This window comes from Synechococcus sp. BMK-MC-1 (assembly GCF_014279955.1).
In the GTDB taxonomy this organism is placed as follows: domain Bacteria; phylum Cyanobacteriota; class Cyanobacteriia; order PCC-6307; family Cyanobiaceae; genus Synechococcus_C.
Window position 1 is genome coordinate 2,361,909 of record NZ_CP047939.1, and the last position, 19,634, is coordinate 2,381,542.

23 protein-coding genes are annotated in these 19,634 nt (G+C 62.7%); 13 read left to right on the plus strand and 10 right to left on the minus strand.

Annotation, left to right across the window (positions count from 1 at the left end):
* The first annotated feature begins 17 nt into the window (after positions 1-17).
* Complete coding sequence (locus tag SynBMKMC1_RS13305; RefSeq protein WP_186473478.1) at positions 18-1,172, plus strand: N-acetylglucosamine-6-phosphate deacetylase; 1,155 nt, start codon at positions 18-20, stop codon at positions 1,170-1,172.
* A gap of 26 nt (positions 1,173-1,198) precedes the next feature.
* The gene (bchM, locus tag SynBMKMC1_RS13310; protein ID WP_186472072.1) at positions 1,199-1,915 is read left to right on the plus strand and encodes a magnesium protoporphyrin IX methyltransferase; all 717 of its coding nucleotides are present in this window, start codon (positions 1,199-1,201) and stop codon (positions 1,913-1,915) included.
* Here bchM and SynBMKMC1_RS13315 read toward each other — a convergent pair whose 3' ends face one another.
* Genes SynBMKMC1_RS13315 through SynBMKMC1_RS13330 form a run of 4 tightly spaced genes read right to left on the minus strand, consistent with a single transcriptional unit; the run spans position 1,916 to position 4,733 of the window.
* Positions 1,916-2,488: a hypothetical protein gene (locus SynBMKMC1_RS13315; protein WP_186472073.1), complete on the minus strand. Its 573-nt coding sequence runs from the start codon at positions 2,486-2,488 to the stop codon at positions 1,916-1,918.
* A 41-nt stretch (positions 2,489-2,529) separates the two neighbouring features.
* On the minus strand, positions 2,530-3,474 hold the full coding sequence (locus SynBMKMC1_RS13320) for a pseudouridine synthase (protein ID WP_011934195.1): 945 nt from the start codon (positions 3,472-3,474) through the stop codon (positions 2,530-2,532).
* Positions 3,471-4,184, minus strand: a complete 714-nt coding sequence (locus tag SynBMKMC1_RS13325) for a response regulator transcription factor (RefSeq protein ID WP_011934196.1) — start codon at positions 4,182-4,184, stop codon at positions 3,471-3,473. Before SynBMKMC1_RS13325 ends, SynBMKMC1_RS13320 begins: the two co-directional genes overlap by 4 nt.
* A 33-nt stretch (positions 4,185-4,217) precedes the next feature.
* Positions 4,218-4,733: a hypothetical protein gene (locus SynBMKMC1_RS13330; protein WP_011934197.1), complete on the minus strand. Its 516-nt coding sequence runs from the start codon at positions 4,731-4,733 to the stop codon at positions 4,218-4,220.
* 23 nt (positions 4,734-4,756) lie between these two features.
* On the opposite strand from SynBMKMC1_RS13330, the gene SynBMKMC1_RS13335 reads away from it, so the two are divergent.
* Together SynBMKMC1_RS13335 and SynBMKMC1_RS13340 are read left to right on the plus strand one after the other, a co-directional pair.
* Positions 4,757-5,935: a cysteine desulfurase family protein gene (locus tag SynBMKMC1_RS13335; RefSeq protein WP_186472075.1), complete on the plus strand. Its 1,179-nt coding sequence runs from the start codon at positions 4,757-4,759 to the stop codon at positions 5,933-5,935.
* An 88-nt stretch (positions 5,936-6,023) separates the two neighbouring features.
* Positions 6,024-6,782 (plus strand): hypothetical protein, encoded by a 759-nt coding sequence (locus SynBMKMC1_RS13340; RefSeq protein WP_186472076.1) that lies wholly within the window; start codon positions 6,024-6,026, stop codon positions 6,780-6,782.
* On the opposite strand, the gene rsmH is transcribed toward SynBMKMC1_RS13340, so the two are convergent.
* Complete coding sequence (rsmH, locus tag SynBMKMC1_RS13345; protein WP_186472077.1) at positions 6,768-7,706, minus strand: 16S rRNA (cytosine(1402)-N(4))-methyltransferase RsmH; 939 nt, start codon at positions 7,704-7,706, stop codon at positions 6,768-6,770. The two genes, SynBMKMC1_RS13340 and rsmH, sit on opposite strands and share 15 nt — an antisense overlap.
* Before the next feature lie 44 nt (positions 7,707-7,750).
* Here rsmH and SynBMKMC1_RS13350 point away from each other — a divergent pair, with 44 nt between their 5' ends.
* Both SynBMKMC1_RS13350 and SynBMKMC1_RS13355 read left to right on the plus strand, forming a co-directional pair.
* Positions 7,751-8,935, plus strand: coding sequence for an NAD(P)H-quinone oxidoreductase subunit H (locus SynBMKMC1_RS13350; RefSeq protein ID WP_186472078.1), 1,185 nt, complete (start codon positions 7,751-7,753; stop codon positions 8,933-8,935).
* Positions 8,925-9,386 (plus strand): thioesterase family protein, encoded by a 462-nt coding sequence (locus SynBMKMC1_RS13355; RefSeq protein WP_186472079.1) that lies wholly within the window; start codon positions 8,925-8,927, stop codon positions 9,384-9,386. The genes SynBMKMC1_RS13350 and SynBMKMC1_RS13355 overlap by 11 nt, the downstream gene beginning before the upstream one ends.
* A gap of 32 nt (positions 9,387-9,418) precedes the next feature.
* Here SynBMKMC1_RS13355 and SynBMKMC1_RS13360 read toward each other — a convergent pair whose 3' ends face one another.
* From SynBMKMC1_RS13360 to menA, 3 genes are read right to left on the minus strand one after another with little or no spacing between them, the layout of a single operon-like run.
* Entirely contained in the window at positions 9,419-10,657 is a 1,239-nt protein-coding gene (locus tag SynBMKMC1_RS13360) for an AMP-binding protein (RefSeq protein ID WP_186472080.1), read from the minus strand.
* Positions 10,654-11,664: an o-succinylbenzoate synthase gene (menC, locus tag SynBMKMC1_RS13365; RefSeq protein WP_186472081.1), complete on the minus strand. Its 1,011-nt coding sequence runs from the start codon at positions 11,662-11,664 to the stop codon at positions 10,654-10,656. The genes SynBMKMC1_RS13360 and menC overlap by 4 nt, the downstream gene beginning before the upstream one ends.
* 4 nt (positions 11,665-11,668) lie before the next feature.
* The gene (gene menA / locus SynBMKMC1_RS13370; RefSeq protein ID WP_186472082.1) at positions 11,669-12,649 is read right to left on the minus strand and encodes a 2-carboxy-1,4-naphthoquinone phytyltransferase; all 981 of its coding nucleotides are present in this window, start codon (positions 12,647-12,649) and stop codon (positions 11,669-11,671) included.
* 70 nt (positions 12,650-12,719) lie between these two features.
* On the opposite strand from menA, the gene SynBMKMC1_RS13375 reads away from it, so the two are divergent.
* Complete coding sequence (locus SynBMKMC1_RS13375; protein ID WP_186472083.1) at positions 12,720-14,159, plus strand: isochorismate synthase MenF; 1,440 nt, start codon at positions 12,720-12,722, stop codon at positions 14,157-14,159.
* Between the two features lie 4 nt (positions 14,160-14,163).
* On the opposite strand, the gene gshB is transcribed toward SynBMKMC1_RS13375, so the two are convergent.
* Together gshB and grxC are read right to left on the minus strand one after the other, a co-directional pair.
* Positions 14,164-15,090: a glutathione synthase gene (gene gshB / locus SynBMKMC1_RS13380; RefSeq protein ID WP_186473479.1), complete on the minus strand. Its 927-nt coding sequence runs from the start codon at positions 15,088-15,090 to the stop codon at positions 14,164-14,166.
* Positions 15,091-15,113: 23 nt separating this feature from the next.
* A complete protein-coding gene (gene grxC, locus SynBMKMC1_RS13385; RefSeq protein WP_186472084.1) occupies positions 15,114-15,368 on the minus strand; it encodes a glutaredoxin 3 in 255 nt (84 codons plus the stop codon).
* 52 nt (positions 15,369-15,420) lie between these two features.
* Here grxC and SynBMKMC1_RS13390 point away from each other — a divergent pair, with 52 nt between their 5' ends.
* The 6 genes from SynBMKMC1_RS13390 (at position 15,421) to SynBMKMC1_RS13415 (ending at position 19,631) form a co-directional block, all read left to right on the plus strand.
* Positions 15,421-16,215, plus strand: a complete 795-nt coding sequence (locus SynBMKMC1_RS13390; RefSeq protein WP_186472085.1) for an FUSC family protein — start codon at positions 15,421-15,423, stop codon at positions 16,213-16,215.
* Complete coding sequence (locus tag SynBMKMC1_RS13395) at positions 16,212-17,243, plus strand: aromatic acid exporter family protein (protein WP_186472086.1); 1,032 nt, start codon at positions 16,212-16,214, stop codon at positions 17,241-17,243. The genes SynBMKMC1_RS13390 and SynBMKMC1_RS13395 overlap by 4 nt, the downstream gene beginning before the upstream one ends.
* A 33-nt stretch (positions 17,244-17,276) precedes the next feature.
* Positions 17,277-18,405, plus strand: a protein-coding gene (gene prfB, locus SynBMKMC1_RS13400) for a peptide chain release factor 2 (RefSeq protein WP_186472087.1) whose coding sequence is annotated in 2 segments (ribosomal slippage) — positions 17,277-17,351 and positions 17,353-18,405 — 1,128 coding nt in all. Because the reading frame shifts where the segments join, the coding sequence is not laid out codon by codon here.
* 2 nt (positions 18,406-18,407) lie between these two features.
* Positions 18,408-18,581 (plus strand): DUF3285 domain-containing protein, encoded by a 174-nt coding sequence (locus SynBMKMC1_RS13405; protein WP_011934213.1) that lies wholly within the window; start codon positions 18,408-18,410, stop codon positions 18,579-18,581.
* Positions 18,578-19,180, plus strand: a complete 603-nt coding sequence (gene ybeY, locus SynBMKMC1_RS13410; RefSeq protein WP_011934214.1) for an rRNA maturation RNase YbeY — start codon at positions 18,578-18,580, stop codon at positions 19,178-19,180. The genes SynBMKMC1_RS13405 and ybeY overlap by 4 nt, the downstream gene beginning before the upstream one ends.
* Positions 19,158-19,631, plus strand: coding sequence for a diacylglycerol kinase family protein (locus tag SynBMKMC1_RS13415; protein ID WP_011934215.1), 474 nt, complete (start codon positions 19,158-19,160; stop codon positions 19,629-19,631). Before ybeY ends, SynBMKMC1_RS13415 begins: the two co-directional genes overlap by 23 nt.
* Positions 19,632-19,634: the final 3 nt, after the last annotated feature.

A 19,634-nucleotide genomic window follows, 5' to 3' on the forward strand; every position in this document is an offset into this window, starting at 1 on the left:
CGCACCAGACCGCCCGCATGCGCCGGATCACCCACGTGCGACTGCCTCAATGCCCTGGAACAACACCAAGCCAGGGTCTGCACTGGCTGATCTTGAGTGATCAAGGTGTGATCACCGAGATCGGCCCCATGCCGGCGATGGCTGCGATGGCAGGAGAAAGCTGGAACGGAGACTGGCTCAGTCCCCGGGGAATTGACCTGCAGATCAACGGGGGGCTCGGTCTTGCCTTCCCTGAGCTTTGCGACGACGATCTCCCCCGATTGCTGCAGCTTCTCGACCAGTTATGGCGTGATGGTGTCGAGGCCATCGCCCCGACCCTGGTCACCTGTGGCGTCGCTCCCCTGCGCCGCGCGCTCTCCGTGCTGAGCCAGGCCAGAAGCATGCACCACGAGGGCCGCTGCCGCTTGTTGGGGGCGCACCTGGAAGGTCCGTTTTTGGCGACAGAACGCCGAGGCGCTCACCCGATCGCCCACATTGCCCCACCGAGCCTTGCTGAGCTGAACCAGCGGATCGCGGGATTTGAGACCGAGATCGGCCTGGTCACGCTCGCCCCGGAACAACCCGGCGCAGAGCATCTGATCACCCATCTGAATGCCCTCGGAATCACCGTGGCCCTGGGCCACAGCACAGCCACCGCCGAGCAAGCCGCGACAGCCTTTGATCAAGGGGTGAGCATGCTCACCCACGCGTTCAACGCCATGCCGGGCCTCCATCACCGCGCTCCTGGCCCCGTGGGGGAGGCCTGCCGTCGCGGCGGCATCGCTCTTGGACTGATTGCCGATGGCGTTCACGTGCACCCCACCATGGCGGTGTTGCTGCAACGCATGGCCGGCGATCAGACCGTGCTGGTGAGTGATGCGCTGGCACCGTATGGGTTGGCCGATGGTGAACACCGTTGGGACGAACGCGTCCTGCACGTGCAAGACGGAACCTGCCGGCTGGAGGACGGAACCCTCGCGGGCGTGACCCTGCCCCTGCTCGAAGGTTGTTGCCGGCTCGCCCGCTGGAGCGGCGATGCGGATGGGGCGATCTGGGCCGCAACAATGGCACCGAGACGGGTGATCGGCATGGATCACAGCGTTGAAGGACTGGAGGGGCAACCCATCGACCATCTGTTGCGCTGGAACCTCAGCGAGGAAGGTGCATCCCTGGCCTGGCGTGAGGCTGTTTAAGATCCCGCCGACGCATCACCAAGCCGATGACCCCTGAACAGCAGCTGAAGGACAAGCTGGCCGAGAAGCAGGAGGTGAAGGGGTATTTCGAGACCACAGGCTTCGATCGCTGGAATCGCATCTACAGCGAATCCGACGATGTGAACAAGGTGCAGCGCAACATCCGCATCGGCCATCAGAAAACCGTGGATGAAGTGCTGGCCTGGATCAAAGACAGCGGCGAACTCAGCGAGGTGAGTTTCTGTGATGCCGGTTGCGGTGTGGGCAGTCTCAGCCTGCCTCTGGCAGCGATGGGTGCGGGCTCGATCAGTGCCAGCGACATCTCCGAAGCGATGGCCAAGGAAGCGGAACGCCGTGCAGGGGAGGCCGGCCTCGACATGAGCAAGCTCCACTTCTTCGCCAGTGACCTGGAGAGCCTGAGCGGCTCCTTCCACACGGTGTGCTGCCTGGATGTTTTCATCCATTACCCCCAGGCAGCCGCTGAAGAGATGGTGAAACACCTCTGCAGCCTCAGCGAGCAACGGCTGATCGTGAGCTTCGCTCCCTACACCCCACTGCTGGCGATCCTGAAGAGCATCGGCCAGTTGTTTCCAGGCCCCAGCAAAACCACCCGCGCTTACACCTTGAAGGAGGAAGGCATCGTCAAGGCTGCGATGGCCTGCGGCTTTGAACCCGTTCGACGGAGCCTGAACAAGGCCCCGTTCTATTTCTCAAGGCTGATCGAGTTTCGCAAGAAAGACTGATCAGGAGCCAAAGCGATTAAAGAGCTTGAACTCCGCGACAGGGGGGGTACCGGGGACGAACATTGCCGTTCCGACAAAACCGCTGTAGATGCCTCCCTGTCCAACAACAGTCGCTTCGTGTTTCACAGGGATGATGTCGCTGATCGACAAATCCATGGCCCCGGTTTTTGTCATGACCTGCATCTCTGCAGCATCAGCCTGAAGATGTCCCATCGAGCGAACCTGCAGGTTGCCGTCTTTAAAAATAAACGTTCCCTGTGCGCTGGTCAGGAAAACATCTTCACCATCAACCTGTCGCCGCTCGACAACCTGCTCAATGCCATAAAACGATCCATCAGCCTTATCGCAGCCCTCTTTACCTGAATCCTTAGCAACAATGAGCTTATAAGTAACAGTATCCCCAACGTCAAATCGACCGTCATTATTTGAATCGATGACGGTTCCCTTTTCGACCCCGCAAAAGGCCACTTCCAGGATTTTAGCCTCAGGTTGCAAAGTCTCGTTTTCACTCCTGGCGCACCCTGCCGCCAGCAAGAGTGAACTCAAAGCAACAACAGTCAGCGAACGTTGCACAACCAACAACCTAAAAGCAATCCAATCTTGGCAAGCAGCGGTTAACCCGGGGTAAACCGAGACCCGGCCTCACAGCTGAGATGCAGGCCGTTCTCAAACACCAGCGTGTGGGCATGCAACCGATAGCCGCCATCCCCAGGCACTGCAGCAGTGTTGATGCGCTGCTGCGGCAGATACAGCGGATCGCCGAGCAAGGGTGACCCCAATTGCGCCAGGTGGATGCGGATCTGATGCGGGCGACCGGTGCTGATGGCCACCTCGACAAGATCGCCTTGGCTGCAGCGCCTGAGAAGGCGAAGCTCACTGCGGGCCTGCAAACGCCTGCGCAGAGGCTCTCCATCAGAAGGATCAGGCCCCCAGACCCATCCGAGAAGGGGATGGGAACGCTCGACCACATCGGTGGTCACCACCAACGGCTGATCCGCTCGCAATCCCGCCATAGGCTGCGCCCAGGCCAGATAGGTCTTCCGGCAACCGCCCTCTGGCCGGAACTGCCGTGAAAGCCTGGCCCGTGTTTGCGGTCGGCGCGCACACACCTGAAGCCCTGACGTAAAGCGCCCCAAACGATGCACCGGCTTGGGAGCCTGGCTGGAGCCGGCCAAGCGACTGGTCTCCATCAACAAGGCCGAGAGGGTGTGCTGGAGAAATCCGCCGCCCGGCATCACCGGTAGACCCGACGGCTTGTTGATCACCAACACATCACCATCGTCGTAAACGACGGACCACCGATCCGGAATCGCAGGCTCAAGCCATGGAGGTCGCCGCCATTGCACGACATCCTTTGAGCCCACAGGCACATCGTTCTGAAGACACGTTCCATTCAGAAGCAATTCGCCGGTACGGATGCGGCTCTGCCAAACATCCCTCGACGAATGGCCGTACCGGCTGGCCATCACGGCAGTCAACATCTGGCCCGACTCGGACCTTTCGATTCGATCCGAATACGTCCAGCCCTGATTCAACGCAGCGGGCCGCCAGCCCTTCACTCCACCAAGCGATGCTGCAGGGCGTAGCGCACCAGCTCGGTGCGACTGGAGGTTCCGGTCTTGATGAAGAGGCGACTCACGTATTTCTCCACGTTGCGGATCGACGTTTCCAGCTGCCTTGCGATTTCCTTGTTCATCAACCCCTCGGCAACCAACTGGAGCACACTGCTTTCGCGGGGAGTGAAGGTGTGCTGAACGGGCTCCTGCGCGGGGAGAGCCTCTGCCTGGGCCAGCAATGAACGGATTTCAGTGATCTGCTTTGCGATCTGCCCCATGTCCGCGTCTGCAAAGCGAGCTGCTTCTTGAAGCAGGCGCTGCTGGCGCTGGGCCACGTTGCGAACCCGGGCGACCAATTCATCGGGGTCAAAGGGCTTGGGAATGTAATCATCAACACCCGCGAGATACCCCTGGGTGCGGTCAGCGGTCATTCCCTTGGCCGTCAGGAAAATCACCGGTGTGCCTCCCAGCCGTTCATCAGCCCGCAAGCGCGTGAGCAGCCCGTAACCATCCAGGCGCGGCATCATCACATCGGTGATCACCACATCCGGCAGCAACTGCTGGGCTTTGCCGAAACCCTCTTCACCGTCTACAGCCGTGGTCACCTCGAAACCTTCGTCCTCGAGGTAGGCCTGAACGGCGGAACGCAGCCCCGGTTCGTCGTCCACCAGCAACAGACGAACGGGTGGCTGCTCGGGCACTGAGGCAGTCATGGCCTGATCAAGTCTGGGCGGAATCTAGGTGGGTCAGCCCCCAGGCAACCGCAACACTTCCTGGGATTCGATTAGCAGGGTGGAATAACCGAGTTCTCTGGCTTTATCCGTCAACGAACCAGGATCCTGACCCGCCAGTTCGGGATGGCAGGCGGCCCACCACACCAAATGGTCTTCCCTCGCTGTGGCACGCACCGGGCCACCCGGGTTGAGTTTGCGGATGTAAATCGCTTCTTGATCGCGGGTGACCCGCACTGGCTCTTCGGCACTGCAATCCACCGACTCACTGGGGATCAAGAGATTGTCGGGATACTCCTGCCACAACTTGAATTTGCGCAGCGCCGGGTTGGCCGGATCGCGCTTGATCGCAAAAATGCCCAGGGTGTACTCACCGCCCACATTCCGCGTTTCAAGAACAACCAGATCCGGGGGACGCATGGATTTCATCTGCTCGAGGATCTGTTCGCGGCTGAACCCTTCGGCCATCACGGGTTGCACAGCAGACGCTGCCATCAGGCCCAGACTGGAGATCAAGCACAAGGCACGCATCGCATCGATCACAACGTCACACCATGCTGCCAACAACCAGCGCCGATCTGATCCCAGGCGACCTCATCCAGCTTGACCATCAAGCCACAACCCCGTGCCATCCCCTGGTTGTGAAGGCGATGGAGCCTTGGTGGGAGCAGGACTGGGGCAACGCCTCAAGCCGGCAACACCGACTGGGACTCACCGCAGCGGCAGCCGTGGCTTCAGCACGGAGCAGGCTGGCCTCCCACCTGGGGGTTGAAGCCAACGACCTGATCTTCACCAGCGGGGCCACGGAAGCCAACAACCTCGCCCTTCTGGGCCATGCCCGTGCCCGCGCCCAGGCTGAAGGGCGCTGCGGTCACGTGGTCACCCTGGCCACGGAACACCATGCGGTGCTGGATCCCATGCACCAGCTGCAGCGGGAAGGCTTCGCGCTAACCGTGCTGCACCCGAAGGACACAGGCCTGATCGATGCGAACGCCCTGAAGGGCGTGCTTCGGGACGACACACAGCTGGTGAGCGTGATGGTGGCCAACAACGAGATCGGCGTGGTTCAGCCAATGCGCGAACTGGCGGAGCTCTGCCAGAGCAGGGGCATCACCTTGCACACGGATGCAGCCCAGGCGTTCGGTCACCTCCGCCTGAATCGGGACGAGCTGGGCTGCGATCTCATCAGCCTCAGCGCCCACAAACTGAATGGCCCCAAAGGAATCGGCGCGCTGGTGAAACGCCGCAACGTTTCCATCCAGCCGCTGTTCTGGGGAGGAGGCCAGGAACAGGAGCTGCGGCCGGGGACCTTGCCCGTGCCCTTGATCGTTGGCTTCGCTGCGGCGGCAGACCTCGCACACGCCGACCTGGAGACCAGACAAGACCAGCTCGCCACTCTCAGAGACCAGCTTTGGCAGGGGCTGAAGTCCCGTCATCCCCAGTTGAGGATGAATGGTGCCCCTGAGCCGCGGCTGGCGCACAACCTCAATATCACCGTCCCGGATGTTTCGGGTGTGCGCCTGCATCGCTGCTTGAAGCGCTCACTGGCTTGCAGCAGCGGTTCCGCTTGCAGTCGGGGTCAGCCATCCCATGCTCTTCAGGCCATCGGCCTCAGCCGACGGGAAGCGGAAGCGTCCTTACGCCTAAGCCTGGGGCGAACCACAACCGTTGCCGACATCCATCGCGCTGTGGACGCGATCTCGGCATGCATCACCCAGTTGCAAGACGACTGAGACACCAAGTCGAGCGTTTGCCGCTAATCACAAAACCTGGAAAAGTCCGTCAAAACGGTTACCTTCCGAGCAATTAATTGGTTAAGCCGTGACAACAGCACCAGACAGTGGTCGCCTCCACGTTCTCCAAGCTGTTGAAGACGGCTGGACAGCGTTCACCAAAGCTCCCTGGCAGTTTGTTCTCTTCACCCTGCTCATTGGTGTTCTTTCGTTCATCTTTCAGCTGATCACCAATCTTCCAACGCTTTGGGTCGAGGGTTCACTCCAGACCCTGATGACCATTGTGGGAGTGATTGGATCGGTGATCATCAACCTCTGGGGGGTGATCGGAATGGTTCGCGGCTCCTGGGCCGCACTTGACGGCAAGAGACCAGAGTTCTCGCAGTTCTCTCGTTGGAACAGCTCGGCTGCAGGTCGGGTTTTCGTGCGTTCGATCGCTCTCAACCTTCTGTTCCTGCTGATTTTGGTGATCTGCTTCGGCGTGGCCTACGGACTTGGCCAGGTCAACGAGGCATTGATTTGGATCCCTGCTCTGATCACCCTGATTCTGTTCATCTACCTCTCGGTGAACCAGATGTTCTTGCCCTATGTGGCTCTGCTGGAAAAGCCAGGCCCCTTCGAAGCCATCCAACGGGGGCGGGAAGCTGTGGACCCCTCCTGGTGGTGGGTGGTGCTGCTGCTGATCGTTGATGCCGTGATCCTCGTGATCGGCACCCTGCTCTGCGGCGTTGGCCTTCTCGTGGCTGCTCCAGTGGTCGCCTGCATCACAACGGCGGCTTACCGCCAGCTCTTCGGATCGACCGACCACACCGGTTTGATCGCTGTCGACGATTCAGCCACGCGCTGAGCAGGCGGCTTCAGTGGATCGTCGCCGCGCGATGCGCAGCTTGGCGCTGCGGCTGCGTGGATTGCGCTCCTGCTCTTCAGCAGAAGCCACCAACGGGCGCCGGGTGATCCTGTCCAGCCGCTCATCCTTGAGAAATTCCGTTTTCACACGCCGGTCTTCCAGTGAGTGAAAACTGATGATCGCCAGCACCCCCCCAGGCTGGAGCCAGCCGGGAGCAGAGCTCAGCAGCTGGTCCAGCACCCCCAGTTCGTCATTCACGGCGATGCGCAGAGCCTGAAAGGTGCGCGTCGCTGGATGGATCCGCCCGCGCCGGGCTTTGGGTGGATAGCAGCCGGCAACCGCGTATGCGAGGGAGGCGGTGCCTGCGTAGGGCCCCTGCGCGGCCAGATCCGCCTTGATCCGGCGAGCAATCCGGCGGGACAGGCGCTCCTCGCCATAGGCATAAATCAGATCAGCCAGATCGGACTCCTCCATCCGTTCGATCAACTCCCCTGCCGTCTCCCCATCGCTCTCCGGATTCATGCGCATGTCGAGGGGACCATCGAGGCGAAAGCTGAACCCCCGCGCTGCGACATCAAGCTGGGGACTGCTGACGCCGAGATCCGCCAGCACCAAGGATGCCGACTGAGGAGGGCTGTAATCGGCGAAATTCGTGGCCACGATGCTGACCCGTTCCTTCCAGGGGCTCAGACGCGTCGCGGCCGCCGCTCTCGCTGTGGGGTCTTGGTCAAGCCCGATCAAGCGCAAGTCGGGATAACGGTCCAGCAACAGACTGCTGTGCCCCCCACCGCCGAGCGTGGCATCCACAACCAGGCCAGACTGCCAGTGATCACTGGGCTCCTCGTCGAGTGCGTTCAGCAGGACATCGGCCAGGACCGGCACGTGCCGAAACGTCGAATCGGTCGCAGGGAGCTGATCGGGCATGGGTCCTTCCTAAGATCCCAGCACGAATGTTTTGTACCGGCCCCATGACGCAGCTGGAAACGCGCACGGAGCCGATGGTGGTCAACTTCGGCCCCCATCACCCCTCCATGCACGGGGTATTGCGGCTGGTGGTGACCCTCGACGGCGAGGACGTGGTGGATTGCGAACCGGTGATCGGTTACCTCCACCGCGGCATGGAGAAGATTGCCGAGAACCGCACGAACGTGATGTTCGTGCCATACGTGAGCCGCATGGACTACGCGGCAGGGATGTTCTACGAGGCCGTTGTGGTCAACGCCCCGGAGAAACTGGCGGACATCCCCGTACCCAAGCGCGCCAGCTACATCCGGGTGCTGATGCTCGAACTGAACCGGATCGCCAATCACCTGCTCTGGCTTGGTCCCTTCCTCGCTGATGTGGGCGCTCAGACCCCGTTCTTCTACATCTTCCGGGAAAGGGAGATGATCTACGACCTCTGGGAAGCCGCCACCGGCCAGCGGCTGATCAACAACAACTATTTCCGCATCGGCGGAGTCGCCGCCGATCTTCCCTGGGGCTGGCTGGAGAAATGCAGTGATTTCTGCGACTGGTTCGGCCCCAAGATCGATGAATACGAAAAGCTGATCACCAACAACCCGATCTTCCGCCGTCGCATCGAAGGCCTGGGCGTGATCGGGAAAGAGGAAGCCATCAACTGGAGCTTGTCTGGGCCGATGCTGCGTGCCTCAGGTGTGCCCTGGGATCTGCGCAAGGTGGATCACTACGAGTGCTACGACGACTTCGATTGGGATGTGGCCTGGGAGAAGGAAGGCGACTGCTTCGCGCGTTATCGGGTGCGCATTGAGGAGATGCGCCAGTCCCTGAAGATCCTGCGTCAAGCCTGCGACATGATCCCCGGTGGACCCACGGAAAACGTAGAAGCCCGGCGCATGGCCGAGGGCAAAGACAGCGAATTCGCAGGCTTCGATTACCAATACGTGGCCAAGAAAGTCGCCCCCACCTTCAAGATTCCGAACGGTGAGCTCTACACCCGCCTGGAATCAGGCAAAGGGGAGATCGGAATTTTCATTCAGGGAAACAACGACGTCACTCCCTGGCGTTTCAAAATCCGGGCCGCTGACAGCAACAATCTTCAGATCCTTCCCCACATCCTCAAGGGACACAAGGTGGCCGACATCATGGCGATCCTGGGATCGATCGACGTGATCATGGGATCCGTTGATCGCTGATTCCTCCAGCTGGCTCAAATTGACAAAAAAGGTGCGCTTCGGCGACACCGATGCTGCTGGTGTGATGCATTTCCATCAGCTGTTGCGCTGGTGCCATGAGGCCTGGGAGGAGAGCCTTGAGCGTTATGGCCTAGAAGCCCATGCTGTGTTTCCAGGCTGCCGCGGCCAGGAGCAATGGCCAGCGATTGCCCTACCGGTGGTGCACTGTCGTGCCGACTTTCTCAGGCCAGTGCATGGCGGCGATCAACTCAGGGTGCATCTCAGCCCGCAACGCCTGGATCCCAGCAGCTTTGAGGTGCACCACCGCTTTCTGCTGGGGCAACAGGATGTCGCCCATGGCTGGATCCGGCACGTGGCCATCAGCACGGAAACACGCCGCCGCTGTGCCTTGCCCGAGGCCATGGAACGTTGGCTGGAAGCCTCTCTGATCGGCCGGATCAGCGAGCTCTGAGGGCCCTTCCGAACAACAAGAACAACAGCTTGCTAGCGCTGCAACGCCAGCCAGTCGCGCCAACGCTGACGCTCCCACTTGCCGGCCGCAGTGGGCTCCAGATCCGGACAATGCAGCCAACGCCTCGGACGTTCCGCGGCAGGCCAGTCGCACACCAAAGCGATCAGAGACTCCAGCGGAGGCTCGCACCCGCCGCTGATCGACCAACGAAACAGGGCAACCAGCTGCTCGCCCCACTCCAGCTGCGGTTCCCCGAGCATCAAGACCGCGGCGAGCGGCAGGCCTTCATGCTCAGCCATCACCAGCAAGCGTTCCTCGAGCTGAGCGGGAAACACGGTGACCCCACCCGTGAGGATCGCGCCATCCAGGCGCCCCACCACATGCAGGTGTGGCTGACCGTCTGTTTCAACAAGCCGGGCCCGATCACCGCTCCACCACCAGCCCGCACGATCGGAGAGCGGATGCAAGCTGCCGGCAGAGTCGACCCTGGCCAGGGCCAAGCGATCACAACGCACAGCCAGGGCTCCATCCCCATTCACCTTGAGCTCAACGCCCTCAAGGGGCTGACCACAACCATCGCCGCCCTTGAGAAAATCCCGGGGCTGTTGGGCCGTGACCATCGCAGCGGTTTCGGTTGCGCCGTAACAGGGAGCCAGCTTCAAACCGATCGCGCGCGAAGCGGCAGCCAGATCCTCGGGCAAGCCTGCCCCGCCAACCCAGATCACATCCATGGCCTGCAGCCAACAACAACCGTCGGGGTGGGCCAGCAAACGGCGCAGCTGGGTGGGAACAAGCGACAGCAGCATCGGCCGCTGCCGCCAGCCAGAATTCTGCACACTCCACTCCAGCAGTCGAGCCGGATGTTTCATCAGCTCGGAGGCCAGCCAGCGATGGGCAGAGTTCCACTGGCGTGCCCGCCACCAGGGCATGAAGCCACTCACATGCTGAAACGGGAGCGGATTCCAGACCAAGGCCGTGGTGGGGTCGATGCTGATGCAGCGAAGCCACTGGGCAGTGGCCTGAGCCGAGCGCTCGAGATTGCCAACGGGATGCAGGCAGAGGGAGCGCCCGCCGGTGCTGCCTCCCGTGGACAACACCAGCCCAGGGCCTTCTGGCGACCGAGCAGCCCCCAGATGCAGGTCAGCCGGATCCGCCGAGGACTCACGGCCGAGCAGCCGCACCCACTGTCCCTGACCGAGAACCTCCTGCAGGCGGATGGCGGTGTCCTCAGGGTTCAGGGGATCGCACAGCACGGCGACAGCAGAGGTCATGGCATTGCCTCCGCCGCCTGAGCCCAGACCTGCTCAGGATCAGAGGCGAACAACGGTCCTGAAGGGGTCCACCCCGGTGCCAAGCCGGGGGCAACCGGTGTGGGGCCCTGCTGTTGCACCTGGGCCAGCAGAGCCAGCCAGCGCGCACCGATGCCGGTTTCAAACGCCGTACTCAGCATCAGCTTCGGACGTCCTCGCTGCAGATCCTGAAGCAAGGGTCTCGGATCACCCTCCAACAGCGGACGCCGAACCTGCCAACCCGGCCACTGCTCACGAAGCTCAGGGTTCTGGGCCAGAGATTCATCCAACGCCACGGGGACCCTCTCCCCTAACCGCAACAACCCCTCCAGATCATGGGCCGCCAGCGGTTGCTCCAGCCAGTCCAGACGCGGATCGCCCTCGACGGCATCGGCCCAGCGGTCAGCAGTGTCCCGGTCCCAGCCGCCATTGGCATCCAGACGCAGGCGAGCCTCGTTGGGGAGACGCTCGAGAAGCAGGCCGAAAAGCTGCCACTCCAAAGCCGGCTCAGCAGCAGCCACTTTCCACTTCAACGTGAGCGGCGCCACCCCGCACGAGTCGCCCGAAGCCTCTCCGCGCTGCGCGAGCAGGGCCTCAAGCGCTGCGGGCATGGCATGACCCGCCGGGAGCAGTTGGGCCGATTGCGGCGGAGGGCACCAACACGGACCATGGGCATCACCCACCACACCGTCGAGCTCGGCCAGGGCAGCTCCGATCGCAAAGGCCAGGGCGCCGGGAAGGGTCGGCAGCAGCGCCTCCAACTCCCCGCGGGAGCGGCACAGCTGCAGGCTCCAAGCGCTGAGCACGCGCTCACAGCAGCGTTGCTCGCCAGGCTCGAGCGGAGAGACCTCCCCCCATCCCGCCGAATCGGAACCAGGGGAAACGATCTTGAGTAACCAGCCTCGGCGCTTCTGCCAGCTCCCGCGAGAGGTCACCAGCGGCCGCGTGAGAGCGAAGGCATAGGGACGGAACACCAGCTGCAGGGTCATGCCCTCAGATCAGCTGCTGAACCACGGCCTCGAACCGGGGTCCGATCGCCAGGCCGAGACTGAGCCCCAACCCATTGAGCGCCTGGAAGCGCAGGGCCAAGAATTTGCTGCCAGAGATCCTCTCGGGATGCCGGTGGTGGTCGCGCAGCAAACGGATGAGCGCTGACGCGGCAGGCAGCCCCAGGCCTCCCAGCAAGGCGGTCAGCGGCCAGTGTCCATCAAGAATCGGCACCCATTCCAGAGCGAGGGTGCCCGCGATGAACCAGGGCACGAGCGCCGCAGCGCGGGCCGTTCCCATCCGCACCACGGGCGAGCGCTTGCCATGACGCGCATCCGTCTCCACCTGATGGAAGTGGGAGCAGAACAGCACCAGGGTGGTGGCAAGCGCAGGACCCGAACCGATCGCCAGGGCTGAGGCCCAGGGAACGCCGACCGTCACGGCGTCAGCCCGCGCCGGCGTGAGCACCATCAGCGCTGCTGCCGTGGCCAGTGGACCAAACGCCATCCAGCACAGGGGCTCGCCCAGGCCGAGATATCCCAAACGAAAGGGAGGTCCTTGATAGAGGTAACCCAGAAGGCAGCACAGCAACACCAGGGCCAGCACCCAGACGCTGCTGCGCGAGGCGATCACCGCCATCAGCAGCAACCCGGCCACCAGGGCGCCATGCGCCAGTCGGCGGACAGGGCGTCGTTGTCCCAGCAGCGCCACCACGGAATGGGGTTTGCCCTCAACATCCACCCCGGTGTCCGCATCGAACAGATCGTTGCTGAGGTTTTCCCAGAGCAGCAACAACACGGCTGCCACAAGAAAACCGATGGCCTGTCCCCAACGCACCGGAAGACCGGCGCCGATCCTCCAGCCCAGGGCCAGCAGCATCGGCATCACGGCCACGGAGTACATCGGCCACTTGATGGCCGCCTTCCAAAGACGCTGCCGTTCAGCGTCCGGGGAGTGAAGGGTTGCAACAGCCTGGCGATCTGGCATGGACTGGACCCCTGGAGTCCTCATCAAGACTCATACATTTGAGCAGCACCCTTTCCACACTGCCGCCCGGATGTCGGCCGCGTCCTTCCCAAGCTCGATGGCGATGCGCTTCGGCGATCGGCTCCAGCAGGCCCTCCAGGCCTGGGAGCAGCGCCAGGGTGAGGACTGTGTGATGAGTCTGGCCGTCCCCATCGGCGGCCTCGACCCCCTGCGGCACCTGCCAGGTCTGGAATCCTGCGACCCCTTCCGCTTTCTCTGGGACGGCGCACCGGGTCTGAGCCTGGCCGCATCCGGTCGCTGCCACCATCTGGATCTTGCCGGTCCGAAGCGATTCGAGCTGGCCCAGCGGTTCTGTGATGCCACCTTGGGCAGGGTCTTGGAAGGATCGCCGGATGCACCGGCCCAAGCCCGATCCCGCATCCTTCTGGCCTTCTCCTTTTTCGAACAGCCCAGCGAACAACAACCTCAGGGAGGCATTCCCTCCGTGCAGGCCGTGCTGCCCCGCTGGCAACTGAGTCGGCAGGGGCGCCAGGGCTGGCTGCGGATCCACGGGGTCGCCCACGAAGCCGAGGACGTTCGGCTGCTGACCGAAACGCTTTGGCTCAGGGCCGAGCAATTGCAGGCCCAGCCTCCGCAGCCAGAGCCATGGCCCGACACGGTGCACGGCAGTCTCCGCCCTGGCGACTGGGAATCGCGCTATGCGTCGGCCCTGGAACGGGGGTTGGAACTCGTGACTCACGGTGAACTGCACAAGCTCGTGCTGGCCGTGCAGCAATCCATCCAGCTGAGCGCACCCCTCAATCCCCTGCCGCTGCTGGATCGCTTGCGTCACCAGCAGGCCGGCAGCTGCCGCTTTCTCTGGCAGCGGGACGCGCAAGACTCCTTCTTTGGAGCCTCTCCGGAGCGGTTGCTCAGCCTGCGCAACGGACAGTTGCGCAGCGATGCTCTGGCCGGCACCGCCGGTCGGCACGACAGCGGGGAATCACTGCTGAAGTCCGAAAAAGACCGCAGAGAGCATGAGCTGGTGGTGCAGGCGATCACCGATCACCTCAAGAGCCTCGGGCTGACCCCCCGCAGACCAAGGCGCCCCCAACTCGCCCGGCACGGACGCTTGATGCATCTCCACACACCGATCACAGCGGCTGGGGAAGGGCAGTTACCGCTAGCCCTGGCAGGCGCCCTGCACCCCACACCGGCGGTGGCCGGTCTGCCCAGACGTCAGGCCATGGGCTGGCTGCGCAGCCTTGAACCCTTCGAGCGCGGAGGGTATGCCGCTCCCATCGGCTGGATCGACAGTGCCGGTGATGCCGAACTGCGGGTTGCCATCCGCTGCGGCCATGCCCACGGCTCTCAACTCGACCTCACCGCTGGAGCCGGACTGGTGAGGGGTTCGGTGGCGGAGCGAGAACTGCAGGAAGTTGCGCTCAAACTGACCGTGCTGGCTGACCAGCTGGACCTGCAATCTCAACAAGATTCGAGTCCGGCCGCTCCTCCCTTTTTGCACCTGTGACGAACTAGGAGCGCAGGTGTTGCAGCCGCTCGATCACCTGATCAGCGAGGGGCTGCCGCATCAGCCGTTCCACTTCTCGAATCCCGGTGGGACTGGTGACATTGATTTCACTGAGCATCCCACCGATCACATCGATGCCGACGAAGAACAACCCCTCAGCGCGCAAAGCAGGCGCCAGCGCCGTACAGATCTGGCGTTCCCGTTCGCTGAGTTCGGTGACCTCCGCTTGCCCCCCCACGGCCAGATTGCTGCGGAACTCCCCGGCAGCGGGACGACGATTGATCGCTCCCAACGGCTCCCCATCCACCAGAAGAATGCGTTTATCGCCTTCGGACACCGAGGCAAGAAAACGCTGCGCCATGACGGGGAGCCGTTCCTGCTCGGTGACCAATTCCAGCAGGGCTCCCAACCCCGGCGCTTGCGCTGACACGCGAATGACCCCAAGACCAGCCCTGCCGCCCAGAGGCTTGAGCACGATGTCACCCTGATCCTCGGCAAAGGCCTGCAGTTCTCCAACCCGACCTGAGACCAGGGTGGGGGCCATCCAGCGGCTGAACCGCAAGGCACCGAGCTTTTCATTCCAGCTGCGCAGAGAGGATGGCCTGTTCAGCACGCACACCCCCGCCCGTTCAGCCACATCCAACAAGTGGGTGGCATAGAGGTAAGCCTCATCCACGGGCGGATCCTTCCGCATCCAGATCACCTTGAAGGTGTTGAGAGGCAACCGCTCGCGCTCGCCGGCCCTCACCCAGGGATCGGGCTGGACCGGGGCTGCCATCGCCAGAGGCTCATCACCGAGAGCAATGAGATCGGCAGGCGTGCAGGCCCAAACCTCCAGGGAGGCGCGGAACGCCGCCTGCATCAGCGCCGCCGTGGAATCCTTGGCGGGGTTGATCCGCTCCAGCGGATCGAGCACGAACAGATGGCGCATAACCAGACCAGTCAATCCGTGGCTTAGGAGAGCAGGGCATCAAGTTTCCCGGCTCTTTCAAGAGCATGGAGTTCGTCGCATCCCCCGATGTGCTGATCCGCGATGAAGATCTGGGGAACACTGCGGCGGCCATTCCCCCGTGCAGCCATGGCATCGCGGGCCGGCTCATCACCATCCACGGAGTACTCGGTGTAGGTGACGCCCTTGCGATCCAACAGCTGCTTGGCGCGGATACAAAACGGGCAGGTGCGCCAGGTGTAGATCTCGACGCTCGGCATGGAGCACTCATCATGGACCCGAATCTTATGCAGGGCTGACCGCTTCGGAGCGATGGCGATCCACCCACCATCCGCCCGGCAGATCCGCAACGCCCTGCAGGTGGGGTTCGCGGGATTCCTCGCCACCGGTCTCTTCTTGCTTGCAGGGCCTGAAGCCACCCGAATCGATGCTTTTTATCTGGTGTACGGCGTGGCCCGCAGCCTCCTGCCCACCCCGGAAGCCTCGTTGAAGGCAGCACGGGCAAGGGTTGTGGGCACCCTGTTCGGCGGCCTCGTGGTGATGATGCTGATCAAAGCGTTGAGCAACTGGCTTGCCGTGGGCATCGGCTACGTGCTGGTGAAACTGCTGGGTCGGCGACTGGGGCTGGATCAAGCCACCTTGATGAATGCAGTGCTGATGGCAGTGCTTCTGGTGGCGATTCCCGATTACCGGGACCTGGGCGGCCTCTACGTGCTGTACCGCACCGGGTGGCATCTGCTTGGGTTGATGCTCGGGATGGCGGTTGAACGGCTGTTCTGGTTTACGCCCCTGTTGCAACGCCTTGAGCGCAGCGAATCGGAGCTAGTCGGCCAGCTGCACGATTTGCTGAATCAGGAGCCGGCGCAACGGGCTCCGGAATTGATCAGTGCCTATGCATCCCACTGCAGCCTGCGCAGCATCGTGCTGAAGAGTGATCAGGCCGCCATGCTCGGCACCCCCGAATCCCAGCAGCGGCAGGAATGGCTGGAACGGGCCGTGCGCCACGGCGTGGCCCGGCAGCGGGTCCCGCTGCAGCTGGCCTCGATTGATGCGGACGGCTGCCGAGACGCACTGCGCCAGCTCGCCTCGATTGGAGGGGTTGCATGACCACAACGCCGCAACTGGCGCTGGTGCTGCGCAACGGAGTGTTGCTGATGCTGTCCCTGGCAGCAGTGGACAGGCTCGGCCTTCCCGAAGGCTTGTTTTTAGCCCTCGCCATCCTCGTGGTTCTCGAGGCGGATCTCGGCGGTGGAGTGATCGCTGGCCGAGAGCGGGTGATCGGATCGTTGATGGGCTTGTTGGCCGTGGTGATCACCGCAGGGATCACCCTGATCCTGCCGCTGCCGGCCAGGGTGTTCAGCGGCCTGCTCCTGGTGCGCCTGTTTGGCTTCGCGGCGGGCTTGAGCAGTGGATTCATCGTGGGCGGCCACGTGGTGGCCGGCAGCTTGCTCCACCATCCCGACAACTGGTGGTACTACGCCTTCTGGCGCACCGCCATGACCATCCTCGGCGTTCTGATCGGCGTCTACATCTCACGGCATCTCTACAGCCAGCGGTCGGTGAGCCGTTGGCGAGAGCAATGCTGCAGCTGGACCGGGGATCTGGCCGATGCCCTCCGCCACCTCAACGACATCCCTGAGCGGGAGCGATTGTTCCTGGACCTTCGCGAGCGCCGCAATGCGCTGCGCCGCAGTCTCCCCCAGCTGATCGCCGAACAATCCGTGACCCGCAGCAGGCAGGACAGCGTGCGCTGGGCCCAGGAGGTGCTGCAGCACTGCAGCACCGTGATGAGCTGTTGCAGAGACCTCAGCGCCCTGCTTCAGCACCAACCCGTGCTCACACCGGCCCTGCGTGAATCCGTGCAGGGATTGCAGCGCCTGGGCAGCGAGCGCCTGACAACCCTGGGACAGACCATCGCCATGCAGACCAGTGCACACCACGACGCCTGGTCTCGACTGCGCCTTGCCCTCAACGATGCCGTGGAGGACCTGTTGCAGACGCCGGCCGGCACGGAGTCTGGATCCGACAACCCGGAGCACCAGCAGCGACGGTTGCTGGCCAGCCGCCTGCTGCTGCTCAGCGATGCCCTGGAGCGGATGCCTTGTCCACCACCGAATCGAGGCGTCGCTCACTGAGATAGGGTCTGAAAATCTTGCCTTAGAGCAGCTTTGCTCGATCTCACCGACTTCAAACGCGACCTCTCCGAGCTCACTGACCGCCTGGGCCATGCCCAGGACTGTCTTTGACGTTCCTGCACTGAACGCTCGGCAGCAGGACCTCGAACAACTCGCGGCGCAGCCTGACTTCTGGGACGACCAGCAGAACGCGCAGAAGCAGATGCGGCGCCTTGATGAGGTGAAGGCGATGCTGCAACAGCTCGACACCTGGCAGGGGGCGGTCTCCGATGCTCAGGCCACGCTTGAGCTTTACGACCTAGAGCCCGACGACGACATGCTGGGCGAGGCCCAGAGTGGCCTGACCCAGTTGCGCCGCGACCTGGATCGCTGGGAACTGGAACGGTTGCTCAGCGGTGAGTACGACAAAGAGGGAGCCGTGCTCTCCATTAATGCCGGTGCTGGCGGAACCGACGCTCAGGACTGGGCCCAGATGCTCCTGCGCATGTACACGCGCTGGGCTGAAGACCGTGGCATGAAAGTGACGGTGGACGAACTCAGCGAAGGAGAAGAAGCGGGAATCAAGAGCGCCACGATCGAAATTGAGGGGCGTTACGCCTACGGCTATTTGCGCAACGAAAAGGGGACCCATCGCCTGGTGCGCATCTCTCCGTTCAACGCGAATGACAAGCGCCAGACCAGCTTTGCCGGTGTGGAGGTGATGCCCAAGCTTGAGGACGATGTCGATATCGACATTCCCGACAAGGATCTGGAGGTCACAACCTCACGGTCTGGAGGTGCTGGCGGTCAGAACGTGAACAAGGTGGAAACCGCTGTGCGCATCCTGCATATCCCCACGGGCCTGGCCGTGCGTTGCACCCAGGAGCGCTCCCAACTTCAAAACAAAGAAAAAGCCATGGCCCTTCTCAAGGCCAAGCTGCTGGTGATCGCCCAGGAGCAACGTGCTGCTGAGATCGCCGATATCCGCGGCGACATCGTGGAAGCCGCCTGGGGCAACCAGATCAGAAATTACGTGTTTCACCCCTACCAGATGGTGAAGGATCTGCGCACCCAGGAGGAAACCAACGATGTGCAGGGCGTGATGGATGGCGACCTGGACCCCTTCATCCAAGCGTTGCTGCGCCAGGGTGTGGACAGTCCCGGACAGGAGGAAGACAACTGACCATGCCCGAGCAGGAAGGATCCACCACCCCACCCCCGAGTTTCGTCAAACAGGCGATGCGCAACATGGTGCGCAAAGGAAGCAAAAGCCTCTTCCACTTCGGACTCACCGCTGCCGGCTTCATCGGATTCATCCTGGTGGTGGCCTGGCTGGGACGGCCAACCCTGCCGCAATGAGTGCACGTCAGTGCGATCCGGTCGTTCTCGACCTGGCCTTCACGGGGGCTGACGACGCGCAAGTAAACAGCCTTGGGAGATCGGCCTCAACGCAGCGGCTGCAGAACCCTGAGCTCTGGCAGAGCGACCTCTGTCGTTGGCTCGAGACGCTGCGCGAGAACCGCGTCGATCCAACAGTGCCTGAACTGACGGCCTGTGAGGAGATCAGCCTCGGCCTGCAATTCACCGGAGATCAAGAGATCGCCGAGCTCAACGGCCGCTGGCGAGGTCTGCCCCAACCCACGGATGTGTTGTCTTTTGCAGCACTTGAATCGGAGATGCCGCTCCAGCAGACGACAACCCTGGAACTCGGGGACATCGTGGTGTCCGTGCCCACGGCCGCGCGCCAAGCGCTCGAGCAGGGGCACAGCCTGGAACGAGAGCTGCAATGGCTGGTCAGTCACGGGCTGTTGCATCTCCTGGGCTGGGATCACCCCGATGAACCAACGCTGAACGCGATGATCGCCTGTCAGGAGCGCCTGCTTGCCATGGCCGGTAATGTTCAATCCCACGGTGAGATCAACTGTGAAAGAGCAGATGAAATCACTGCTGAACCCTGAAGACGGAGCACCGTTGTCCGAGGAGATCAGCCAACGCAGCACCCACCAGGCCCATCGCGCTGCCCAACGAGGCGCCTGGCGCATTGCTGGCGACCTGCCGGCCAGCTTCCGCTACGCCGCCCAGGGACTGGCCTACGGATTTGTCAGTCAGAGGAATTTCCGGATCCATGTGGGCATCGGTTCGGTGGTCTTTGGCCTCGCGCTCTGGCTTCAACTGCCGGCCATTCAGCTGGCCGTCCTCGTGCTCACCGTGGCCGCTGTCTTGGTGCTTGAGCTGCTCAACACGGCGATCGAATCGGTGGTGGATCTGGCCATCGGTCGTCGCTTCCATCCTCTGGCGCGAATCGCCAAGGACTGCGCTGCGGCGGCGGTGTTGGTGGCGGCCATCAGCTCGCTGCTGATCGCCCTGTTGCTCCTGCTTCCTCCTCTGACCCTTCGCCTCAGTCTTTGAACG

Bases quoted from the DNA above. Each gene is read 5' to 3' on its own strand.
- SynBMKMC1_RS13305 (WP_186473478.1), top strand. From the start codon at position 18: ATGCGCCGGATCACCCACGTGCGACTGCCTCAATGCCCTGGAACAACA.
- bchM (WP_186472072.1), top strand. From the start codon at position 1,199: ATGACCCCTGAACAGCAGCTGAAGGACAAGCTGGCCGAGAAGCAGGAG.
- SynBMKMC1_RS13325 (WP_011934196.1), bottom strand. From the start codon at position 4,184: ATGACTGCCTCAGTGCCCGAGCAGCCACCCGTTCGTCTGTTGCTGGTG.
- SynBMKMC1_RS13330 (WP_011934197.1), bottom strand. From the start codon at position 4,733: ATGCGTGCCTTGTGCTTGATCTCCAGTCTGGGCCTGATGGCAGCGTCT.
- SynBMKMC1_RS13335 (WP_186472075.1), top strand. From the start codon at position 4,757: ATGCTGCCAACAACCAGCGCCGATCTGATCCCAGGCGACCTCATCCAG.
- rsmH (WP_186472077.1), bottom strand. From the start codon at position 7,706: ATGCCCGATCAGCTCCCTGCGACCGATTCGACGTTTCGGCACGTGCCG.
- SynBMKMC1_RS13350 (WP_186472078.1), top strand. From the start codon at position 7,751: ATGACGCAGCTGGAAACGCGCACGGAGCCGATGGTGGTCAACTTCGGC.
- SynBMKMC1_RS13360 (WP_186472080.1), bottom strand. From the start codon at position 10,657: ATGACCTCTGCTGTCGCCGTGCTGTGCGATCCCCTGAACCCTGAGGAC.
- menC (WP_186472081.1), bottom strand. From the start codon at position 11,664: ATGACCCTGCAGCTGGTGTTCCGTCCCTATGCCTTCGCTCTCACGCGG.
- menA (WP_186472082.1), bottom strand. From the start codon at position 12,649: ATGCCAGATCGCCAGGCTGTTGCAACCCTTCACTCCCCGGACGCTGAA.
- SynBMKMC1_RS13375 (WP_186472083.1), top strand. From the start codon at position 12,720: ATGTCGGCCGCGTCCTTCCCAAGCTCGATGGCGATGCGCTTCGGCGAT.
- gshB (WP_186473479.1), bottom strand. From the start codon at position 15,090: ATGCGCCATCTGTTCGTGCTCGATCCGCTGGAGCGGATCAACCCCGCC.
- grxC (WP_186472084.1), bottom strand. From the start codon at position 15,368: ATGCCGAGCGTCGAGATCTACACCTGGCGCACCTGCCCGTTTTGTATC.
- SynBMKMC1_RS13390 (WP_186472085.1), top strand. From the start codon at position 15,421: ATGGCGATCCACCCACCATCCGCCCGGCAGATCCGCAACGCCCTGCAG.
- SynBMKMC1_RS13395 (WP_186472086.1), top strand. From the start codon at position 16,212: ATGACCACAACGCCGCAACTGGCGCTGGTGCTGCGCAACGGAGTGTTG.
- SynBMKMC1_RS13405 (WP_011934213.1), top strand. From the start codon at position 18,408: ATGCCCGAGCAGGAAGGATCCACCACCCCACCCCCGAGTTTCGTCAAA.
- ybeY (WP_011934214.1), top strand. From the start codon at position 18,578: ATGAGTGCACGTCAGTGCGATCCGGTCGTTCTCGACCTGGCCTTCACG.
- SynBMKMC1_RS13415 (WP_011934215.1), top strand. From the start codon at position 19,158: ATGAAATCACTGCTGAACCCTGAAGACGGAGCACCGTTGTCCGAGGAG.